Source organism: Bacillus sp. P4_D3, from assembly GCF_056401855.1.
Genome location: NZ_JBFUIN010000251.1, coordinates 1 through 4659, shown reverse-complemented (window position 1 = coordinate 4659; position 4659 = coordinate 1). Strand labels below are relative to the sequence as shown.

General features: G+C 32.0%; 2 protein-coding genes. One reads left to right on the top strand and one right to left on the bottom strand.

The features are described from left to right. Positions 1-92: 92 nt before the first annotated feature. Entirely contained in the window at positions 93-617 is a 525-nt protein-coding gene (locus AC1DTM_RS18555; RefSeq protein WP_477000625.1) for a hypothetical protein, read from the bottom strand. A gap of 854 nt (positions 618-1471) precedes the next feature. Between AC1DTM_RS18555 and AC1DTM_RS18550 the strand changes: the two genes are divergently transcribed. Beyond that, positions 1472-4659 (top strand): Eco57I restriction-modification methylase domain-containing protein (locus tag AC1DTM_RS18550; protein WP_477000624.1); only part of this gene is annotated, 3188 nt, incomplete at its 3' end.

The following is a 4659-nucleotide window of genomic DNA, read 5'->3' as shown; positions in this document are numbered from 1 at the left end:
ATATTTACCTCGTCACTATTACTATCTTTCCCCGCATAATAAAAAGAGAGTATTGAGTGATCTCAATACTCTTTTCATGGTTATCGTTCTAATCAACTAGGGTACAAAGTGATATATTGAACATTTAAGGGATTAAGATAGGAAATTTCTACTCCCTCAACCAAGTTTTCATTTTCAAGTTCCTTGATAATTTCTTTTGCAGCCTTTTTAACATCTATTACATAATTAAAAATTTGGGCAACCGCCATTCCCATTCCTCCACCATCACAATGGCCGTTCCCAGTCCAAAATAAACTTCCATCAATTATATCTTGCATGTAATGTCTTTTTTTGAGTGTTTCTTGGATTTTATCTTTTTTATAGTTATATTCCACTAAAAGAGTAATTAGGTCATGTTCTTCTAGATATCGAAACCCTTCTTTAATCTTTTGCTTAACTAATTCATCTATTGATTCATTTGCTTTTTCAGATATTGACAACTGTATTTCTCTTGTTTTTCCTATATCTCCAACAGAACCAGAATGAACTTTTAATGTCATTCCATCTTTCCAAATGTACCAATATAAAAATCCATTACCACCCTTCTTAATCAATTTAGTTAATAGATCTCTTTGCAATTTAATCACTCCTTGTAAATTTATTAGGACGTCCTATTACTAATATCCCCCCGCCAGCGTCTTTAATACCCATTTTTATATAATTAGAAGTTAGTAGATTACACGAGATAATACGAGGTTTCACTGGATTACACTGACATGCACAGGTTAACACTGATAAACATAAAAATTATTGTATAAAACTTGCTTTGATTTTTTTCTAAAAAAGTAATTTAAAAATTTTAGTAGAACCCTAATCTTCTGTACTAAAAGTTTAACTTGTTGTAGGTATGCGAAGGGGAATTACCATTTAATACCATATAAAATTCGCAAACTATAGCATATATTTTCCAGACGGCAGACCGCCTCCTTGACACCCCTGCCCCCCCCGTAGGGTGGGGGGTTACATAAAAAGATATTATCCATATTGATAACCTTGTAATGTAGGATTGTTTGGGTGTGGTTAACCTCGTGCTTTTCACGTTCTGTCATTGCATTGTTTTCGTCTTTTCTTTCTTTTTTGGTTGTTCTTGTTGTCTTATCTGTTGTAATGTGCTGTTGTCCTTGTATCGTGTGTCATGCCTATTACTTCTCTTTTACCTTACGGTTCCTTGCCACTGTTAGTAGGGTATATAGTACGTCCAGTATGGGTATTATGCAGCCCTTACATATTTATGTTCTAGCAATACGTTTTTGATTGACACTATTGATTGAGGTTTATGATTTGTAACTGCGTACGGTCAGTTAGTTAATCACTTGTGTTAGTTAACGCCTCTCCTTAATTGAGATAAGTATAATAAATACTTATCTATCCTATGATATGGCTGGTTTGTGGTAATATGGAAATAACTACTTTTATAAGGGCGGTATATCAATTGATAAATAAACAAATTTTTAATCGAAAACTGTTAAATGAACGATTGGAAAATTTTAAATTAGATCAGATTCCAAACTTCGATGAAAAACTAAAAATATTGACTAATTGGAAACACAGTTTAGAAGACACTGAATTTAAGAAAACTAAAGAAGAATCCTTACAAGGGAGTTTTCTAATTGACTTTTTTAGAAATGTATTAGGATATCAAGATCAAATTGGAAATGATGAGTGGAATTTAATACAGGAAAGCAAATCTTCAACAGATAGTAGCAAAGCTGACGGAGTCTTAGGCTACTTTTCACGTAATAAGCATGATGTACAAGTAATCATTGAATTAAAGGATGCAAAAACACATCTTGACAGTAAACAACGTGGGAGAAAAAATCAGCAAACGCCAGTTGAACAAGCTTTTTCTTATGCTTCTAAACAAGGTAAGAATTGTAAGTGGGTTATTGTTTCTAACTTTAAAGAAATTAGGTTTTATAGAAGTTCGACACAATCCGAGTATGAACGATTCGACATAATTGAATTAACAGACGCTGAAGAGTTCAAACGCTTTTACTATTTGCTTTGTAAAGAACACCTTATCGATTCAGAAAAAGATTCTAAAACAGATGAGTTTTATGATACAAATGACGCTGAAAAGGAAGAAATTAGCGACAAGTTTTATAAAGAATATAAACAGACTCGTTTAAATGTATTTGAACACTTAAAGACTCATAATCCTCTTGTAGATGAATTAGTCTTATTTGAAAAGACTCAAAAATTGATGGATAGATTTRTCTTTGTATGCTTTTGTGAAGATACAGGACTTCTCCCTGAAAATACGTTTAGACGTGTAATTGAAGCTGCAAAATTATCTTATGTAGTAACTGATACACCAATTTGGGGACAATTAAAAAATCTCTTTTTGTCGATAGACAAAGGAAATCAACGAAACAACATCAATAAATTCAATGGCGGTCTATTTAAATATGACGAAGTTCTTGACTCTCTTAACATTCAAGATTCAATCTTTATAGAGTTCACACGAATTTCAAACAATAACTTTAACAGTGATTTAGATGTAAACATTTTAGGTCACATTTTTGAACAGTCTATAACTGATATAGAAGAAATGAAACAAGAGATACGTGGTGAAAAGATTGGCAAGAATGGAAAACGTAAAAAAGATGGTATCTTTTACACTCCTGAGTATATAACTAGATTTATAGTAGAAGATGCTATCGGAGGTTGGCTATCAGCTAAAAGAAAAGAGTTAGGTGAAGAAAATTTACCTGAACTTATTGATATTGATGAATGGTATAACACAAAATTGAAAGAACGGGAAGCTGAATATGATAGAAAGCTAGATGCTATCGAAAAAAGAAAATTAAAAAGTTCAGCAAAATCTGTTCGTACCGCTGCTGAAAATAAATGGTTAAATTTCTGGTTGGCGTATAGAGATGTACTCTCAAATATTAAAGTTTTAGACCCAGCTTGTGGTTCTGGTGCTTTTTTGAACCAAGCTTTTGAYTATTTGTACAAGGAAGGCATGATTGTAAACGAGGCAATTACGGGGTTAGGACAATTAACTCTGTTTGATCTAAATAAGCACATCTTAAAAAATAATTTGTTTGGAGTAGATCTAAACAAGGAATCGGTAGAAATCACAAAGCTTTCTCTTTGGCTGAAAACTGCAAGTGCAAAAGATGAATTGACTACACTCGATAAAAACATCCAATGTGGCAACAGTTTAATAGATAATGCAAGTCCCGCATTAAAACCTTTTGATTGGTCAGAATCTTTTAAAGACATTATGGACAATGGAGGTTTTGATGTCATTATTGGAAACCCGCCTTATGTACGTAATGAATTTATTGGTCATTACAAACCTTTTTTAGAAAAGAATTATACAGTTTTTAGTGGTAGTGCGGATTTATATACTTACTTTCTAGAAAAAAGTCTAAACTTACTTAAAGAAAAGGAAGGACGGTTATCACTTATTTTTCCTAATAAGTTTATGAAAGCTAGATATGGAAAGCCTTTAAGAGGCTTCTTGCTTAATTATCAAATACTTAAACTTATTGACTTTGGAGATTTGCCTATATTCCAAGATGCTGTCACCTATCCTTTAATCTTATCTATGAAAAAAGCCTCTCCAAAAAAAGCATATGATATTAAGGCATGTGATGTAAAAGAAAAAAATGTTACAAATTTGGACGAATACTTAGAAGAAAACTCTTTTCCTATTAAGTCGAATAAATTAGATGACGGTTTTTGGTATATAGRTAATACAGAGAGTACTTCCATCTTCGAAAAAATAAAAAAGCAAGGGACTTCTCTATCTAAATGGTTAGGTAAGGACATCTGCGGTGGAATCAAGACTGGTTATAACACCGCTTATATTATTGATGAAGAAAAGAAAATGGAACTCATCAATGATGATCCTAAGGCTGCTGATATTATACACCCTTTCACTATGGGTACAGATATTCGACAATATCTAGTTGCAGACAAAGATCGCTTTATTATTTTAGTTGAAAAAGGAATAGATATAAGTAATTATCCTAGTATCTTAAATCATCTTAATCAATATAAAGAACCTCTATCTAATAGAAGTGATATTAAGGGTAAAGGTGAATGGTACGAGTTAAGGGCTTGTTCTTATTATGAAGAATATAAGAAAGTAAAAATCATCTTTCCTGATATTGCACCTATACCACGCTTTTCTCTTGATACAGTAGGTAGGTATGTAGATATGACTGGCTTTTTTATTCCTTCTGACTCAAAATATTTATTAGGATTATTGAACTCAGAACTCCTTTTTTACTATATGTTTGCAACAGGTGCTGCAATCAGAGGTGGATACTTACGATTTAAGCGTCAGTATCTTAATGACTTTCCTGTAAAAACTCCTAAAAGTGCTGAGAAGCTTAGGATTGAAAATTTAGCTAATCAACTACTTGAGTTGCATACATCTTTGTATAACGAACAACAATCTTTCTTAGATTATTTGAAAGAGATGAAAGGACTAGAAAAACCTTCGAAAAAGCTAGATAAATTCTTTGATCTCTCTTACAAAGAATTTATAGGTGAATTAAATAAAAAAAAGGTGAAGTTAACCGAAGTAGAAGCCTTTGATTTTAAGCCTGTCTTTGAAAAGAAAAAAGAAAAAATAATTTTAACACAACAACAAATTAAAGC